This is a genomic window from Bdellovibrionales bacterium (assembly GCA_018266295.1).
GTDB lineage: Bacteria > Bdellovibrionota > Bdellovibrionia > Bdellovibrionales > Bdellovibrionaceae > JACMRP01.
The window spans coordinates 179,465-195,653 of sequence record JAFEAQ010000004.1 but is presented as its reverse complement, the minus strand read 5'-3'; the positions used below and the strand labels follow the sequence as shown (position 1 = coordinate 195,653).

Genomic DNA, 16,189 nt, shown 5'->3' with positions numbered 1-16,189 from the left:
CGCTGAATGAAGTACGTTATCTCTCTTTCCTTATTCCTGTTCACTGCGGTGGCTGCACGTGCGGCCACTCCTGGTTTTGCACAGGGCAATCAATTCTTGGCAATTCCATTACAGGGAATGGTGACTGTCTATTGCGGAACCAGTGATTCAGCGACCTACACTTGCTACGACACTGTTCTCGATCCTGCGAGCTACGATTACTTCGTCGGCCCCGATGGAATCCGCGCAGAACAAGTGACTCTTTCATGTCTTCGCCAAGACGGCACTCGTCGCGATCGCACCGAAGACTACGACGTAAAAAACACTCGCAGTGTTCATGCTTACAATCTTTGGATCAATACTCCGTTTCAACGCCCGCTCTTAGCAATGGGTGTGAACAAAATTGATTACACGATGACGAACATGGGAAAGATCATCCAACAGGGAACTTTCTCTGTGAACGTGGCTCACGGTAAAGCACGTACATGTCCTGCGACTCATTACAACTCAACTGACGCGAACGACTGTCAGTCTCCGTACACAGTCTGCCAAAGATACTTTGAGCAGTACGATTATTGTCGGTAGTCTTTACTAGCTCCGCCGACGTTTCTCCATCCATGTGAGTCGGGGCGCCTGCCCCGAGAGCCCCGCTTCCTGCCGGCCATCCGGGCCGTCAGGCTCTCGTAACGAAGACATTCTAAGTTTTTCAGTACTTGTCTTAGGGAGTTCATTCCCTCCTGAGCACGATGCTCAGGAGGCCCCGTTCTCATGGACGGATGCGCTTCGCTGTGTCTCTCACTGGGCGAGCGTGCGAAAGATTAAAAATTACCAGGAGCCTTCTCCATCCGAAAATTCCGTAACTTGGATCAACTCCCGGATACCGAACGCGCCGAAATATCTCATTGAATTACAACCAGGCTCTAAAAATGCAAAAGCGACCTTTGCTTCCGCAAGATCGCTTTTGGATGGACTCGATAAGCCTTAGCCCAAAGGAGTCCTATGAATAGCCTACTACTATCATATCGGCGTTTCTTGAGAAATCTGAAGCAGGTTTTAGGATTAATTCTGCTGATTCTGAAGATCCTTAAAGAACTGCTCTAGTTAAGTACTGAGATCTGTATAAAGCTCTGAAGATGTTCTAGTTACTTCTGCGAAAGCTTTACGAAGAAATTCTGCAACATCATGTAGCTCAGTCCCCAAAGGATCTCGCCATCAGGCATACGGATCGCGGGCAGCTTGATATTTAAACCCTCGCGTACAAATTCATAGGTCGTCGAATTCGCAGTGTCCGTTAGGTAGTCCAAAGAAATCCAGTAAGTCTTATCGACCTCGCTCGCAGACAATTGCAGCGTGGGCTTCTCAGGCAGGTGGAAAACAAAAGGCTCAATGTAGAACTCAAGCAGCATCCCGCGCTTGCGCGCTTGAATGTCATCGAGGGAGCCAATCAGTAAGTCAGTGGACAGCGTATAGCCGATTTCCTCGCGCACTTCGCGGAGGCAGGCTGCCATCAGGGATTCGTCAGCTTCGTCGCGCTTACCACCAGGGAAGGCGATCTGGCCGGACCAGCGGTCTGCGGGATTCACGGCGCGTTTAATGAATAACAGCTCCAGCTCAGAGCTTTCGCCACAAAGTAAGAGGGCCACTCCCGATGCTCTCGAAAAGTCTTTCGAGAGATCGATACGTGGCCCTTGAGAAAGAATGTCTGAGATTTCTTTCTTAGTTTTGCTCATCTTTGAGCTGGTCTGCGCTAACTTCTTTAACTTTTACAGTCTTGTTCAAGAAGCCGATCACTTTCTCTTCAGTGATCATGTAGCTCAAACGGCTTGTTTGTTCAGGACGAGAGTAGAATTCACGGATGCGCGCCTCTTCGATGTGAGTCTGCGCAGCGTATTCTTTGTATTTCGCATCGAGGTCTTCGTCTTTCGCGAACAAATCGTGTTTCTTCGCGATAGCATCGATCAAGAAGCTGGATTGGATCATTTCGCCAGCAGTCTTTTCGAAGTCTGCATCCCATTTTTGAACATAGTCTTTGAAATCAGCAGGAGACATGCCTTGTTCGCTCATTCTTTTTTGGAAGTCAGCGATCAAAGAGTTCTTTTGATCCTTCAACAAAGAAGGAGGAACTTCGACTGGATTTGCTTGAACAAGCTTTTTCAAAAGACGGTTTTTGAAAGCGTCTTCTACACGTTTTTGTTCAGAGCCTTCCAAGTCTTCACGGATTGTCTTTTTCAAATCTTCCAATGAAGTAGGGCCGCCGAGAGTTGCCAAGAACTCGTCGTTCAATTCAGGCAAAACTTTCTTTTTCAAGCCAGCCAACTTCACTTTGAACTCAACTGGTTTACCAGCAAGCTCAGCAGAGTGGTATGGAGTAGGGAACTTCAAGTTCAAAGTTTTAGTGCCGCCGACTTTCATGCCAACGATGCCTTCTTCGAAGCCTTCGATGAATTGCTTAGCACCCAACTCGAGGTTGTGGTTTGTGCCAGTGCCATTTTCCAAAGGTTTGCCATCAACGAAACCTTCGAAATCAACAACGGCGACATCGCCCAATTGAGCTGCACGGTCTTCAAGAACGTCAGCAAAAGTAGCGCGTGAAGAACGGATGTTTTCCAAAACTTCATCAACTTTTTTGTCGTCGAAAACGAGTTTTTCTTTTTCAACTTCCATGCCTTCGTACTTGTTCAACTTCACTTCAGGGCGAACGTCAAAAGATGCAGAGAATGCGAAATCTTTTGTTTCGGTTGGAATGTCGAATTCGAATTCAGGATTGCTGATGGGCTCAAGTTTGTGCTCAGTCAAAGCTTTGATGTAATGCATTTGGATCAATTCTTGAGCAACGTCTTGCTTTACGCGGTCAGCGTACATGCTCTTGATTGTAGCAATGGGAGCTTTGCCTTTGCGGAAACCTTTTACAGTTACTTCTTTTTGAATGTCGTTGAAGATTCTGTTGAATGCTGTTTGAACAACAGCCGCAGGAACTTCGACATTGATTTTGTGATGGAGAGAAGAAACTTTCTCGATATTTGTTTTCATGGGGCTCCTCGGTTTTTGCAGTAGCGTCAAAATGAATCGGGATACTAGACAATTGCCCTCTAATAAGCAAGCAATTGCTGCTATGCATAATGCCTTCAAATCTAAGCTCAGAGACACTCATAGCTATGACTTCAGAGATTCATTTTGTGACTGGAAAAGGCGGGGTGGGAAAATCAACGGTTGCCGCTGCTTTGGCTCATAAAAAAGCCCAATCCGGTCTGCGCACGCTCTTGGTGGAGATCGGCGACCAGTCCTTCTACAAAGACTACTTCCAATTGCCTGAAGTTGGCTTCGAACCGGTTAAAATACAGGAAAATTTTTCAGTCGCCCTCTGGACTGGGCAGAACTGCCTGCGGGAATACATCATTCACCTCATTAAAGTCGAAGCTCTGTACAAGCTTTTCTTTGAAAATGCCGTCATGAAGGCCTTCGTGAATGTGGCTCCGGCGCTTCCGGAGCTTGCGATTATGGGGAAGGCGACCAGTGGACCTCGTCATCACGGACCACCTCTGCCGTTTGATTGCCTCGTCGTCGATTGCTATGCCACTGGCCATTTTATGGCCTTGATGGGGGCGGCCGAGGGAATGGCAAAAGCCGTAAAAGTTGGTCCGATGGGCGAACAAAGTCGGAGTATCGACAAAACGTTGCGTGATCCGAAAATCTGTAAGTACTACATTGTCTGTTTGCCTGAAGAGTTGCCGGTACGTGAAAGTGAAGAGCTGCACGAAGAGTTGCATAAGCACTACGGCGTCAAGGCTCACATGGTGTTGAATAAATTCTTGGACGAAGAGATTTCCACGAATGAATATACAGCGGCGGCTAAAACCGGTTCGCCGGAGTTTGCTGAATTTGCAAAAGATGATCTTAAAAATCGCAGCATGCATCACGAGATGAAGAGTCGGTTGAAGAAATTAGACCCTGCGCTCGTGTCGCTACCGACAGTGTGGGATCATAACGTACAAAACCTTCTCAAGACTCTGAGCCAGAGGTTGCCATGAAGATTCTTGTTTGTGTTGGCAATGGCGGAGTTGGAAAAACCACCATGGCAGCAGCCATGGGTGTGCAAGCGGCTCAGCGCGGGCTGAAAGTTCTTGTTCTGACGATTGACCCGGCAAAACGCCTGGCAACGACTTTGGGAATCGAAGGCGAAAAAGACATTGTGCGCGTACCAAATCAAAATTTTAAGGGCGAACTTTTTGCGTCGGTTGTCGATCATAAAAAAACTTTCGATGATTTCGTTCTACGAGCGGCGGCGAAGTCCGAAGCGGCAAAAAAACTTTTTGAAAATAAACTCTATCAGCAGCTTTCAACCAGCCTGAGTGGCTCCCAAGACTTCACAGCGCTTGAGAAGCTCTATTCCAGTTACGAGTCCGGAGAGTTCGACCTGATTATTCTTGATACTCCTCCGGCAAAGCATGCAATTGACTTCTTAAATGCGCCCCAAAAGCTATCGGTTCTTTTTAACGACAAGGTTGCGCGTTGGTTCCGTGAATCGAAAACCAAATCGGCCGGCGGTCTGTTGCTGAACCTTTTGAATACCGGTACAAAGCAAGTTCTCAGTATCATGGAATCGGTAACGGGCAGTGAGTTGTTACGCGAACTGTCGGATTTCTTCATGAGCATTGAGCAATGGCAAGAGCGCCTTGAAGCGCGCATCACCAACGTTCATCGCATGATGGTCAGCCCCGAGACGCAGTTTTGTTTGGTCACAAGCTTTGATCAGGCAAAATTGCTTGAAGCCGAATATTTTTTGCGCGAGATCCGCAAAGGTGGGTATCACTTGCAAATGCTCCTCTTAAATCGCTCCTATCCAGAGTGGTTCATGGGAGAGAAGGCAACGCTGAAAGAGCAGCCGGCCGGAGCCGAAAAGTTATTTTCATTGTATAAAAAAGAAAAAGCTTTTTACCAACAGCGCGATCAAGAACACGAGGCTTTTGCCAAGAAGTTGGCGAAGGACGTTCGTGTGCTGCGTATTCCTGAAGTGACTGAACCGATTTCCGATTTGCAGGGATTGATTCGCATGGCGGATATTTTGAAAGAAAAAGGGGACTCTAAGTGAGAGGACTTGGTATTTTAGTTTTTGCGGCAATGGTTTCGGCTTGTTCTTTGATTCCAAAGCGCAGTCAAGAGGCCACTCAACAGGCTCCCGACACGCTGGATTTCCAGCGCCTCGAGCAGCAGATGAAATCACAAAACTACGAAGCCGCGTTAGGCACTGCAAAGAATTTTAAAGCGGCATACCCATACTCGCTCAAATTACAAAAAGTCCGTTTCTATGAAGCGAGTGCCCTTGAAGAACTTGGCCGCTGGAGCGAGGCTGCAGAAACTTACAAAGCCATCTCTACAATTTCTGAAAGAAATCAGCCTGAGATTGCGGCGATGAGTATTTATCGACTGTCGTTCGTGTATGAAGCTCTTGGCGATGACCAAAGAGTGATTACGACTCTGTTTGAAGCGGCGAAGTATCATAAAGAACTTCCGATTGAAGTGATTCAAGCCGAAATCCCTTCGCGCCTTGCGATGGTTTACGCAAAAGAAAATAATGCCAAAGAAGCAACCAAGTGGCTAAGTGAAGCCGACAAAGGTTTGAAGCGCACTCTTGAAAACAGTACGGAGCCTTTGTCGAATGCCTACTTGGCAGAGCTTTATTACAACATGGGCTCGATCTCAACCGAGCAGCTGTCTAACGACAATATCCTTACGATCATCCAAGGTCAGGCAGCTGTGCAAAAATATCTGATCCGGGCGCTTCAATATAACGATCCGATTTGGTCCGTGAAGGCACTAAAGAAACTCAAAAGTACTTACCTAGATCTGTGGAAAGCGATTGAAACTTATCCGGAGCCTTCAGGCTATGAACCACTCGTCGCCCAAAAGATGAGAAAAGACTCACAAATTCAACTCGCAGGACCGTATGCGGATCTTATGCGCGATGCCGAACTGTATCGTCCAGGTCCGGAACAGAAGAGCAATCAGTACCAAACAGATTTTTTTAACTTCATTGAAGAGTTGCAGACGCGTGTGCGCACTGTATTGGATAGCGCGGTCTTAACTCCGCTTATGCCGGGTCGGGACAAAGCTCCACAAAAACACAAAACTCCTGTTAAGATAGTCCCTTCGGAAGATCCGAACTTATAAGCTCAATACTCAGGGGAGCCATTCATGGTAAAAGACCTATTACACAAGCAGACACTGGAAAACATGAATGAAATCTGTAAATGGTTTCAAAATAAAACAGGCGGACTCGCGTACCCGATCTACTCGAGCTACGACATCCGCGATGCCGGTTACAAAGTTTCTAATGTCGATGCGAATATTTTCCCAGCAGGCTTTAACAACATTTGTCCTGCGGATAAAGAATCTTCCGTTGCTTTGATGGCGGGTTATATCAACAAGCACTACGGCGCCGCTGTGAAAAACATTTTGCTCGTGACAGAAGAGCATACCAGCAATCCGTTCTACTGGGATAACGTTTACACAATTAAATCTTTGATTGAACAAGCCGGTAAGACGGTTCGTATTGCAATACCTCGTGAGATGGCTGAACCACTGAAAGTTCAAAGTGCCTCAGGCCGCGAGCTGATTGTGGGCTCAGCACTCAAAGGCAGTAGCCTGATGACAGAATTCAAGCCCGATCTGATTATCAGCAACAATGACTTCTCTGAAGCATACGAAGAGTGGGCGAAGACAGTGGAAACAGCGATGAACCCACCGCGCGAACTCGGCTGGTATCAGCGTAAGAAAAGCCGTTACTTTAAATTCTATAATCAGCTCGTGAATGAATTTGCTGAGGTAGCAAAGATTGATCCCTTCTTGTTGCGTGTAGAAACCGAAGAGTATGCGCACTTTGATATTAACAGCGAAGAAAGCCGCAACGACTTAGCAAACAAAGTTGATGCCATGTTGGCTCGTTTGAAGCAGGAATATCAAAAGCGCGGTATTGCACAAGAACCGTTCGTATTCGTTAAAAATAACGCCGGCACTTATGGCTTAGCGGTGATTCGTGTGGGATCTGGTGATGAAGTTCGTCAGTGGAGCTACAAATCCCGTAAGAAGATGAAAGCAGCTAAAGGCGGTCGCGACGTTGAAGAAGTGATTATTCAAGAAGGGATTCCTTCGATTGTTCAATCCGATAATGCTTCAGCGGAGCCGGTGATCTACATGATTGGTTGTGAACTTGCTGGTGGCTTCTTGCGTACGCATTCTGAAAAGAATTCGACGGAAAGTTTGAATAGTCCAGGAGCAGTTTATAAACGCCTCTGTGTTTCAGATCTAGGTGTCCGTGCAGAAGGCTGTCCTCAAGAAAATGTGTACGGTTGGAGTGCGAAGCTCGGTCTTCTTGCGATCGCTTTAGAAGCGGAAGAAATGCATGTGGAGTTTAAGAACTACAACAAGATTCCTTGCGGTGGCTAATCTTAAGTCCATACCGACCTTTTTAAAGCGGTAATATTCTGCGCGCTTGCTAAACTATTTGTAAGCGCAATGAAAATTGAACAAAAAACTTCAGTTCTGATTTCTCTTCTCCGTAGTTTGCCGAAGATTCTTTTCGTTGCGGCGATCTATTTTATTTTCGCGCACTTCAGTCTTTATCTAGCGACTCTTAATAATGTGGCCTCGCCCGTTTGGCCAGCGACCGGTATTGCGATGATGTTTGTCCTTCTTTGGGGACCTCAGATGGCGATCGGTGTATTTATCGGCGCTGTCGTTACAAACACACTCACTGCGGCGCCAATTCCAGTAGTTCTTGGCATTGGTGTGGGGAATGCGTTGGAGTGTTTGGCCGGCGTGTGGATCTATCACAATTTTTCAAAATTGGCTGAACGTTTGGGGCCGCATGTCCGTTTGGTCGTGTATGTGGCCGTGTCTACTTTCGCAACGGCGATTAGTGCAAGCGTTGGGACGACTTGTTTGATTCTTGGTAACGTGATTCTGGTCGACATGGCCCGCGCTACGTGGCTTACGTGGTGGGTCGGGGATACTTTAGGAGCGTTGATTCTATTCCCGCTCGCTGTCAAGGTGAGCAAACAAGAGTTTAAACCTTTTGAAATTCCATTTAAAAGAATTCCTTATTTGGGCTTCATTTTTGCCTGTACTTTAGGTCTCTGCGGCTTGGTTTTCGCGACATCGTTCGGGGCCCCTTATCTATTTGTGATTTTCTTGTCCTTGTTGCTGGCGACGATTTGGTTCAACTCGACGTGGATTTACATGACGTCAGTCTTTATCTGCGCTTTTGCTATTTTTAGTACGCGCATGAGACTGGGACCTTTCTATGGCGGAAACATCAATGAAAACCTACTTCATCTACAGCTTTTCTTGGCGGGAGTGGGTCTTACAGCCATTGTGTTAGTGACTCTCAAGCAAGAGCGATCATTGAAAATTCCCAGTGTGGCTTTGGTTTTTGGCTGGATATTGACGGGAATGACGTTCTATTCTTTTTATCAAGGAAGTGTCGGCAACGATCAAGAGCACTTCGATTTTCAAGTAGAGAGAGCAGAAAAAGAACTGCGCGACAGCTTGGGAGATTATATCCGGTTGTTAGAAAACGGCAGCGGGCTTTTCGCAGCATCAGAAAAAGTAACCCGTGAAGAGTGGAGGGCTTTTACTGAGCGCCTGCGTTTTGAATCCCAGTACCCGGGTGTGAACGGCATCGGCGTTATCGTACCGGTGAATACCAAAGCGGATCTTGCAAAACTGGTGAAGTATGAAAAAGAAAACGGTTTTCCCGATTTCCAATTGCATGAAGTGAGCTCAACCCCGCCTGAAATGAAGGTTGAAAATCCTCCGCTGGACCTCGTAGTTAAATTTGTCGAGCCGATTGAAAAAAATCGCAAAGCGATTGGTTTACTGGCCTCTTCAGAAAAAAATCGCCTTGAGGGAGCACTCAAAGCTCGCGACACCGGCCTGCCTGTGATAACTAGTCAGGTGACTCTGATGCAAGACACGGAATCACGCGCAGGGTTTGTTTTATTCGCCCCGTTTTATAATCGCAAAATGCCTTTAGAGACGGTGGAGCAAAGACGAAAAGCCTTTCAGGGCCTTATCTATGTCCCTGTGATCATGCAGAAGTTTGTGACCTCGAACCTGGGTGATTACGAGCACGAACTAGATCTCAAGATATACTTCGGTCATGACATGGATCCAAAGCGTGAAGTGTATTCCTCGACAGGCTGGACGTTGAACGAGAAGCAAATCACCAAATCTACTACGAGCCTCGGTGAAATGCCCGTGACAATGTTATGGAAGCGGGGCTCCGCTTTTAAGACACAATCAAGTATCGTTGCTTCGTGGGCGGGGTTTTGTGGCTCGCTGATTTCGATCTTTCTTGCAATTATTCTTTCAAGCCTTGAGACCATTACTGAGAGAGCAAAAAAGATTGCAGCAGAGACAACACGTGAACTTTCGATGCGTGAAAATGAGCTTCACGTACGTCAGATAGCGCTTGTCGCTTCGTCGCGCATGTCATCACTTGGCCAGATGGCAAGTGGGATGGCCCATGAAATTAACAATCCCCTCGCAATTATTTCAGGTAAAGCGCAGCAGTTGGAATTTCTCGTAGGTCAACAGCCGTTGAATATCGAAAAAGCACAACAGCATATTCTAGCGATTAATTCTAATGTTGAAAGGATCGCAAAAATTATTCGCGGCCTGCGCTCTATTGCACGGGATGTCCCCAACGATCCACTTCGTGAAGTCGGAGCTAAAGACATCATGCAAGATACGCTGGAACTCTGCCGTTCGCGGTTTAAGCACCATGATGTCATCCTGATCGTGCCGACGGAAATAAGCCCTGATATGAAAATCAATGCGCGTCCGGAACAAATCGTGCAAGTTCTTTTGAATCTCCTCAATAATGCCTTTGATGCGGTCGAGAGTTTGCCAGAGAAGTGGGTTAAGGTGGATGTCGAGCACGCTCAAAGAAAGATCCTTTTTACAGTCACGGATTCAGGCCGGGGTTTGTCAGAGGAAGTCACTGATAGAATTTTCGACCCATTCTTTACGACGAAAGATGTCGGTAAGGGAACCGGCTTGGGATTAAGTATTTCTCGCGGAATTATTGAAAAGCACCAAGGGCGTCTTTACCTCGATGACCACTGTGAAAATACTAAATTTGTTGTTGAACTCGATTCCAGAGGAAATTATGCAAAAGAAAATACTTATAGTTGATGATGAACCGATGATCCGTGAGATCTTTAAAGAGGCCTTTGAAGCCGTCGGGTTTATCGCACACGATGCGCAAAACGGCCGTGCGGCATTTCAATCCATCATGAACGAATCCTATGACTGTGTACTTTCAGACGTGCGCATGCCGGGCGGTGATGGGGTAGAGCTTGCTAAGAACATATTTCATATGTCTGGACCAAAGCCGCAAGTATTCCTTGTAACCGGTTTTAGCGACGTTAACACTCAGAAGGCAATTGAGTGGGGCGTACAAAAGATCTTCGATAAACCATTTTCCTTTAAAGACGTCATCGAGGGCATCTGCGCTTCGGTTCAACAACCGCACGTCCATAGTCCGGGCTAAAGGCAGTTTCCGTACCAAACATGAAAACTGTGTTAGCATTATCTTAAGCACATTCGCGTGCTTAGGACTATGGAGGGTCTTTTGAAAAAGTTAGGAATGACTTTTTTCTTATTCGCCATCTCATTCAGTGTGGGCTATGGAATCATGTACCGCACATCTGCATGGGGTCCGATCGCGCGTGATCCCGCAGCCATTCGCCAAGTTTATGATTTTTCAAATCTAAGTGGTAGCGACTTAACGGCAGCCATGAAAAAGCGGCTGCTTGCAGGTTCCACAGTGATTCGTGAAAATCAAAGCCTTGGTGTTGAACTCGGTCACTTTGCAATGGCAAAGATCACCGGTGAAAAGACTCTCGCTTGCCAAGAGTTCCAAAAAGTTACATTGCACTTTGAAGCTGAAGGCATTGCAACCAGCGGTGAGCGCCCAGTGATGGAAGTGGAAGGGGCCTGTGAGTTCTCTTCAGACATGACGAAGATCAATCCGATCCTGATCCCAGTAGATAAAATCATGGCCGAGAAACCTTCTGACGGTGAAATCCAGTATCGCGAAGGTCACCCAGTGACTTTGCGTTTCCGTGGCATGACCGAAGAATGGCCAACGCGCTGGCTTCTCACCGGCGTTCGTCTTTCTAATCAAGGCGAGCAAAAAGAGCTTTTGATTGATGCTGAAGAGGTCAGTCAGATCCTGGGCCGCCCAATGATGGTGAACTTCAAGTAGTCCCATGACAAAAGCAGAAGCGAAATCATTTACGAAAAAGCATTACGTGGTAATGCTTTTTCTTTTTGTTCTCAGCTTCGCGATTTACGGTGGCACTTTCTATCATAAATTTGTAAACTTCGACGATCCGGCCTTAGCTTACGAAAACAAAGACATCCGCAGTTTTAACCTCAAGCAGATCTTCACGAGCACGGTCGCCGAAGATTATATTCCGTTGACGGTGACGAGCTACGCGATAGATCACGCGCTTTTTGGCATGGATCCCTCGTTCTTTCATTTGCATAACGTGATTCTTCATAGCCTGAATGTGTTGTTAGTTTTCCTGCTGATCCTGATGATCTCGCAGGGGAGTTTTACCGCGGCAACAATCACAGCACTCCTCTTTGCAATTCATCCACTACATGTGGAGTCCGTGGCCTGGGTTGCCGAAAGAAAAGATGTACTTTCGGCCTTCTTCTCACTGGCTTCGATGATCTTCTACTGGAAGTTCTTGGAAAAACGCCGGGTGAGTCTTTTTACTCTGAGCTTTATCTGTCTCACACTAGGGTTGTTTGCAAAGTTCATGGCGGTTTCAGTCCCGGCAGTTTTTGTTCTGATGGAGCTGCAGCGACGTGAGGACCTCAAAAAGGCCGCACTTCGCATGATTCCTTTTGCGGCGCTCGCAGGAGTTTTCACCTCTATCCACATGGCTCTCCACAATAGTACAACAGCCAATGTACCGTGGAGTTTGCAACGCGGAATTGATTCGCTCGCATTTTATCTGACAAAAACTTTCTATCCAGTGGGCCTCAGTGTGTTCTATGAACAAAATGTCGTTCATGTGATCTGGTGGGAGTACCTCGTCGGCGGTCTCACGCTGCTAACATTAGCCGTGGCCGCGTGGAAGTTCAAAAATACTCGCGCAAAAATTCTTTTTGGTAGCGCTTTCTTCCTGCTTTCGATTTTTCCGGTTTTGCAGATCATTCCATTCGGAAATCTTTTCGCCTTTGGTGACCGTTTCATGTATTTGCCAAGTGTGGGGCTATTCTATGCCCTTAGTGCTTTCGCGATCGTTCTAATTGAGCGGCGCTCACGCCTTCAGAAGCAAGCTCTGACAGTTTTGTGGTCTTTGGGAACTGTATTCTTAGCAGTGCAATCTTACGAAAGAACTTCGGTGTGGCAGGATTCAAAGACGCTGTGGACGGATGCTGCAAAGACCTACCCGAAAAGCTCGGTGGCTCTGAACAATCTAGGCCTTGTTCATCTCGAAGCAGCCGACCGTCAGGCGGCGATTCCGTTATTTATTCAAGCCGCACAATTGCGAAATGACTACACCGAGCCTTATGTAAATCTCGGCTTAGCATACTTGGATCTTAAGCAACTCAACGAAGCGTCAGCCGCGCTGAAAGAGGCACTGAGAATTAATCCAAAACTACCGCGCGCCCACGTGAACATGGCTTTGATTCTCGAAGCGCAAAATCAAGTCGCTCAGGCGGGGGAACATTATCTTCGAGCTTTAGAACTTGATCCGGATTTGACAATGGCTCGCTACAACTTGGGTGTCATCTATTACCGATTAAAGCAGACCGACAAAGCTCTGGCGATGTTTCACGAAACGATTCAGCATGATCCCTATTTGTCAGAAGCTCATCACGGCATCGGTGTGATTCTGGCGGAAATGGGCGACACAGCCGGTGCTATTCCTGAATTTCAAAAAGCAATTGAGCTTGATCCTCTCTACGAGGCGCCAAGAATTCAGTTGATCAGTATTTATAATAAACAGGGCCGAACTGATTTGATGGCCCAAGAAGTGGAAGGCCTGCAGCGCGCTCAACGAGAAATCGCAAGCCAGCCTCCCACAAGACCGAAAAGATAATTAAGTTTTACCAACTAAGAAGCACTCTGCAGTGCCGGCATTTAAGCCATCCGTGCGTTTTGCAAAGTATCTTTGAAAAAGATCTTGCGCAGAAACATGCTCGGCCTTCTTGAAGCCAGCTTCTTTCGCCATCGCCAAAATTTCTTCAGGCTTAAACAAGCTTAGGAACGGAGTTCCTGATTCGGCGGCACGTTTCATCACGAATTCCATCAGGCCACGCTCTTTAGGCTCCATCAGCTCTAGCGCCAACATGAAAGTCGTTGCAAAGGTAGAGCCCGGAGTGAGCTTCGCCATTTGCTTAAAGGTCGCCATATTTGTTTCGCGAGTCAGATACATCGTCACACCGGTAGAAACGACAACCGCCGGTTTGTTTTTATCAAAACCCGCTGCGAGCAATTGATTCCACCAAGATTGACCGCCTTCGAAATCCACCGGCACGAAATGCAGCCATGCAGGCGTTGCATAGCCAGTTTCAGCCAGGCGTTTTTGCTTCCAAGCTTGAGGGCCCGGTTGATCGACTTCAAAGATTTGCATATGCGACGCAAGATCGGGACGGCGTTGGGCAAAGGTATCTAAGCCTGCACCGAGAATCACATACTGAGTGGTGCCAAGTTTGAATTGTTCTTCAACGAGGTCTTCAATAAAGCGTGCACGTCCCACGACAGAGGCACGCATCGATTTGGAAAAATCAGGATTCATGTCCTGACGATTGCGCCAGCCTTCTTCAGCCACGAGCTTTGCACCGACTTCATCCACAAAAATATGCGGAGCAGGATCCAGCAACACATGCAGCGCGCGCCACAAGGACACGCGAACGGCTGTATGTTCAGGAGCGACAGTTTTGTTATCAATAGCCATACATCATGGCCTTACTTATTTACGCACACTAAAACTTTGAGACCGACAGCATCGCTGACAGCGGTGCCACGGAGTCTGTAGCCATCCATATGCATAATGCGCAAGCTTGGATCGTCAATCATGGTCAATGCGTAGTTTGTGTTACCGCCGGATTGCGAGGAATTGACCGACCAAATAGAGCCATTTTTCAAACAGCTATCAAGCGGGTTCAGGCTGAACCAAGAACCATCAGACCAGCTTTTGTTAACAGCTTGCTGAGTAATACATTTTTTCGAAGGATCATTGTCGATGAAGGCAAAGACACGAGAGCGAAAGTTAAGTTGTTCGAAAGGAACATCTGTGCCCCCTTGAAGAACTTCGAGTTTTTGATTGGCACTGCAGAATTGCTCCGTGGCCTTTTGAGTTTGATTCGGGTCTAACTTTCCAGTTCCACCTTCATCTAAGCCTGTCACTTTGCCGCAGGCAGCAGTTAATAAAACGAAACCTAAAGTGATAATGATATTTTTATTTGTCATAAACCAAGGCTAAGGTTCGGTCTTAGTTCAGGCAAGGACAAGATGGCTGGGGTCCAGCGCAAAAAAAAAGCCCGATAGCTTTAAACTATCGGGCTTTGATTTTGAAAAACTAAACGACGATTAAACGTACTGTTTCGCGATTTCTACGAAGGTACGAATCATCACACCGCTTGCTCCCTTTTTCGGGCAGTAGTTCAAACGGTTGCCGACAGCCCAGCCAGTGCCGGCGATATCGAAGTGAGCCCATGGGATGCCTTCGCCAACGAATTGCTCCAAGAAAGCAGCGGCCGTTGCAGAACCTGCACCTTTACCAGAAGACATGTTAGACAAGTCAGCGTAAACGCCTTTCATGTCTTTCACGTGGAAGTCTGTCAAAGGCATGTTCCAAACCCACTCGCCAGAAGCGACAGCGGCTTTTTCAACTTTACCTTTCAACTGGGCATTGCGAGTGAAGTAACCAGTGTGGGTATTACCCAAGGCAACAACCATAGCGCCCGTTAAAGTCGCAGCGTCCACGATCATTTGTGGTTCCAACTCAGTTGCGTAGCTGAGAGCATCTGCCAAGATCAAACGACCTTCAGCATCTGTGTTGTTCACTTCGAATGTTTTACCATTGCGAGCGGTGTGAACATCACCTGGTTTCGTCGCAGAAGGGCCTACCAAGTTTTCAGTCGAAGCTACTAAGCCAACAACGTTTACTTTGAGTTTCAATTTTGCAATTGCGATCAATGTACCGATGACGTTTGCACCACCGCACATGTCGTATTTCATTTCTTCCATACCTGCAGAAGGCTTAATGCTGATACCACCGCAGTCGAAAGTCAGACCTTTACCAACGAACACAACTGGCTTCTTAGTTTTCGCAGCGCCATTGTATTCCATGATGATGAAGCGTGGTTCTTGATCAGAACCCATAGAAACGCCAAGCAAACCGCCCATGCGTTCTTTTTTGATACGCGCTTTATCCCAAACAGTGACTTTCAAGCCGGTGCCTTTAGCGCCTTCAACAGCCGCGTTTGCCAAATCCGTTGGAGTCATCAAGTTGCCTGGTAAATCACCCAAGCGGCGAGAGAAGTTCACAGTCGAACCAAGGATCACACCTTCAGAGAAAGCTGCTTTGAAAGCTTTGTCGCCAGATTTAGCAACAACGTGCAAAGTAAGATCTTCTTCTTTTTTGTCTTTCTTGCCTGAAGTTTTCAATTCATCAAACACATAAGAAGCAAGAGCCAAACCTTCAGCTGTAGCTTTTGCAAACGGAGCAGCGTCTTTCTTGTTAGATGACAGGCCTTCGAAGTGAAGAGCGGCTTCTTTAATGCCAGCGCCTTTCAAAACTTCAACAGCAGCAGCAACAGCCTGACGAACAGCCTCGTGATCAAGATCGGAGTCTTTGCCTAGACCAACGACGAGAACGTGACGGAAATTTTTGTAATTCAATTCGCGGTAAAGAACAGTTTCAAGGTGTTTACCTGTGATCGTTTTTTCTTCAATGGCATTTGCCAATTTTTTTCCAAGCTCAGTATGAGTCACTTTAGCTGATTTATCTTTTTGAGATGCAGCTTTAGAGAACACGACCAAGGCCGGGCATGTCAGAGTTTCGATGTCTTTAGTAATGAGGTCGAAGACCATAAACTGTCCTTTCAATAACAACTTAATGTAGCGCGTTAAGCGCCTAAAATCTGATCGCTAAATGACTAACATAATCGCAAATGTCGT

14 protein-coding genes are annotated in these 16,189 nt (G+C 46.9%); 9 read left to right on the top strand and 5 right to left on the bottom strand.

What is annotated here, in order from left to right:
• Positions 1 to 6 precede the first annotated feature (6 nt).
• Positions 7 to 564 carry a hypothetical protein gene (locus tag JSU04_01375; GenBank protein ID MBS1968923.1) on the top strand — a complete coding sequence of 186 codons (558 nt, stop codon included), beginning with the start codon at positions 7 to 9 and terminating at the stop codon, positions 562 to 564.
• A gap of 557 nt (positions 565 to 1,121) precedes the next feature.
• Here the strand turns inward: JSU04_01375 and JSU04_01370 are convergent.
• On the bottom strand, positions 1,122 to 1,709 hold the full coding sequence (locus JSU04_01370) for a CoA pyrophosphatase (protein ID MBS1968922.1): 588 nt from the start codon (positions 1,707 to 1,709) through the stop codon (positions 1,122 to 1,124).
• Positions 1,696 to 3,009 carry a trigger factor gene (gene tig, locus JSU04_01365; protein ID MBS1968921.1) on the bottom strand — a complete coding sequence of 438 codons (1,314 nt, stop codon included), beginning with the start codon at positions 3,007 to 3,009 and terminating at the stop codon, positions 1,696 to 1,698. Before tig ends, JSU04_01370 begins: the two co-directional genes overlap by 14 nt.
• A 125-nt stretch (positions 3,010 to 3,134) precedes the next feature.
• Here tig and JSU04_01360 point away from each other — a divergent pair, with 125 nt between their 5' ends.
• The 8 genes from JSU04_01360 to JSU04_01325 all read left to right on the top strand — a co-directional run bounded on the left by JSU04_01360 (position 3,135) and on the right by JSU04_01325 (position 13,103).
• Positions 3,135 to 4,007 (top strand): arsenical pump-driving ATPase, encoded by an 873-nt coding sequence (locus tag JSU04_01360; protein ID MBS1968920.1) that lies wholly within the window; start codon positions 3,135 to 3,137, stop codon positions 4,005 to 4,007.
• The gene (locus tag JSU04_01355) at positions 4,004 to 5,068 is read left to right on the top strand and encodes an ArsA family ATPase (protein MBS1968919.1); all 1,065 of its coding nucleotides are present in this window, start codon (positions 4,004 to 4,006) and stop codon (positions 5,066 to 5,068) included. Before JSU04_01360 ends, JSU04_01355 begins: the two co-directional genes overlap by 4 nt.
• Positions 5,065 to 6,147 carry a hypothetical protein gene (locus JSU04_01350; protein ID MBS1968918.1) on the top strand — a complete coding sequence of 361 codons (1,083 nt, stop codon included), beginning with the start codon at positions 5,065 to 5,067 and terminating at the stop codon, positions 6,145 to 6,147. Before JSU04_01355 ends, JSU04_01350 begins: the two co-directional genes overlap by 4 nt.
• A gap of 24 nt (positions 6,148 to 6,171) precedes the next feature.
• Complete coding sequence (gene gshA / locus JSU04_01345) at positions 6,172 to 7,422, top strand: glutamate--cysteine ligase (GenBank protein MBS1968917.1); 1,251 nt, start codon at positions 6,172 to 6,174, stop codon at positions 7,420 to 7,422.
• 69 nt (positions 7,423 to 7,491) lie between these two features.
• A complete protein-coding gene (locus JSU04_01340; GenBank protein ID MBS1968916.1) occupies positions 7,492 to 10,173 on the top strand; it encodes a CHASE domain-containing protein in 2,682 nt (893 codons plus the stop codon).
• Positions 10,148 to 10,531, top strand: a complete 384-nt coding sequence (locus JSU04_01335; protein ID MBS1968915.1) for a response regulator — start codon at positions 10,148 to 10,150, stop codon at positions 10,529 to 10,531. The genes JSU04_01340 and JSU04_01335 overlap by 26 nt, the downstream gene beginning before the upstream one ends.
• Positions 10,532 to 10,612: 81 nt before the next feature.
• Positions 10,613 to 11,248 (top strand): hypothetical protein, encoded by a 636-nt coding sequence (locus JSU04_01330; GenBank protein ID MBS1968914.1) that lies wholly within the window; start codon positions 10,613 to 10,615, stop codon positions 11,246 to 11,248.
• 4 nt (positions 11,249 to 11,252) lie between these two features.
• Positions 11,253 to 13,103, top strand: coding sequence for a tetratricopeptide repeat protein (locus tag JSU04_01325; GenBank protein ID MBS1968913.1), 1,851 nt, complete (start codon positions 11,253 to 11,255; stop codon positions 13,101 to 13,103).
• Here the strand turns inward: JSU04_01325 and JSU04_01320 are convergent, their stop codons facing one another.
• From JSU04_01320 to JSU04_01310, 3 genes are all read right to left on the bottom strand, one after another.
• Complete coding sequence (locus tag JSU04_01320) at positions 13,104 to 13,961, bottom strand: class I SAM-dependent methyltransferase (GenBank protein MBS1968912.1); 858 nt, start codon at positions 13,959 to 13,961, stop codon at positions 13,104 to 13,106. It abuts the gene before it with no gap.
• A gap of 11 nt (positions 13,962 to 13,972) precedes the next feature.
• Positions 13,973 to 14,476: a hypothetical protein gene (locus JSU04_01315; GenBank protein MBS1968911.1), complete on the bottom strand. Its 504-nt coding sequence runs from the start codon at positions 14,474 to 14,476 to the stop codon at positions 13,973 to 13,975.
• Positions 14,477 to 14,596: 120 nt separating this feature from the next.
• Positions 14,597 to 16,102 (bottom strand): leucyl aminopeptidase, encoded by a 1,506-nt coding sequence (locus JSU04_01310; protein ID MBS1968910.1) that lies wholly within the window; start codon positions 16,100 to 16,102, stop codon positions 14,597 to 14,599.
• Between the last annotated feature and the right edge of the window lie 87 nt (positions 16,103 to 16,189).

What these genes read in the sequence shown, in the direction of transcription:
- JSU04_01375 (MBS1968923.1), top strand. Translation starts at nt 7, where the DNA reads ATGAAGTACGTTATCTCTCTTTCCTTATTCCTGTTCACTGCGGTGGCT.
- JSU04_01370 (MBS1968922.1), bottom strand. Translation starts at nt 1,709, where the DNA reads ATGAGCAAAACTAAGAAAGAAATCTCAGACATTCTTTCTCAAGGGCCA.
- tig (MBS1968921.1), bottom strand. Translation starts at nt 3,009, where the DNA reads ATGAAAACAAATATCGAGAAAGTTTCTTCTCTCCATCACAAAATCAAT.
- JSU04_01360 (MBS1968920.1), top strand. Translation starts at nt 3,135, where the DNA reads ATGACTTCAGAGATTCATTTTGTGACTGGAAAAGGCGGGGTGGGAAAA.
- JSU04_01355 (MBS1968919.1), top strand. Translation starts at nt 4,004, where the DNA reads ATGAAGATTCTTGTTTGTGTTGGCAATGGCGGAGTTGGAAAAACCACC.
- gshA (MBS1968917.1), top strand. Translation starts at nt 6,172, where the DNA reads ATGGTAAAAGACCTATTACACAAGCAGACACTGGAAAACATGAATGAA.
- JSU04_01340 (MBS1968916.1), top strand. Translation starts at nt 7,492, where the DNA reads ATGAAAATTGAACAAAAAACTTCAGTTCTGATTTCTCTTCTCCGTAGT.
- JSU04_01335 (MBS1968915.1), top strand. Translation starts at nt 10,148, where the DNA reads ATGCAAAAGAAAATACTTATAGTTGATGATGAACCGATGATCCGTGAG.
- JSU04_01325 (MBS1968913.1), top strand. Translation starts at nt 11,253, where the DNA reads ATGACAAAAGCAGAAGCGAAATCATTTACGAAAAAGCATTACGTGGTA.
- JSU04_01320 (MBS1968912.1), bottom strand. Translation starts at nt 13,961, where the DNA reads ATGGCTATTGATAACAAAACTGTCGCTCCTGAACATACAGCCGTTCGC.
- JSU04_01315 (MBS1968911.1), bottom strand. Translation starts at nt 14,476, where the DNA reads ATGACAAATAAAAATATCATTATCACTTTAGGTTTCGTTTTATTAACT.
- JSU04_01310 (MBS1968910.1), bottom strand. Translation starts at nt 16,102, where the DNA reads ATGGTCTTCGACCTCATTACTAAAGACATCGAAACTCTGACATGCCCG.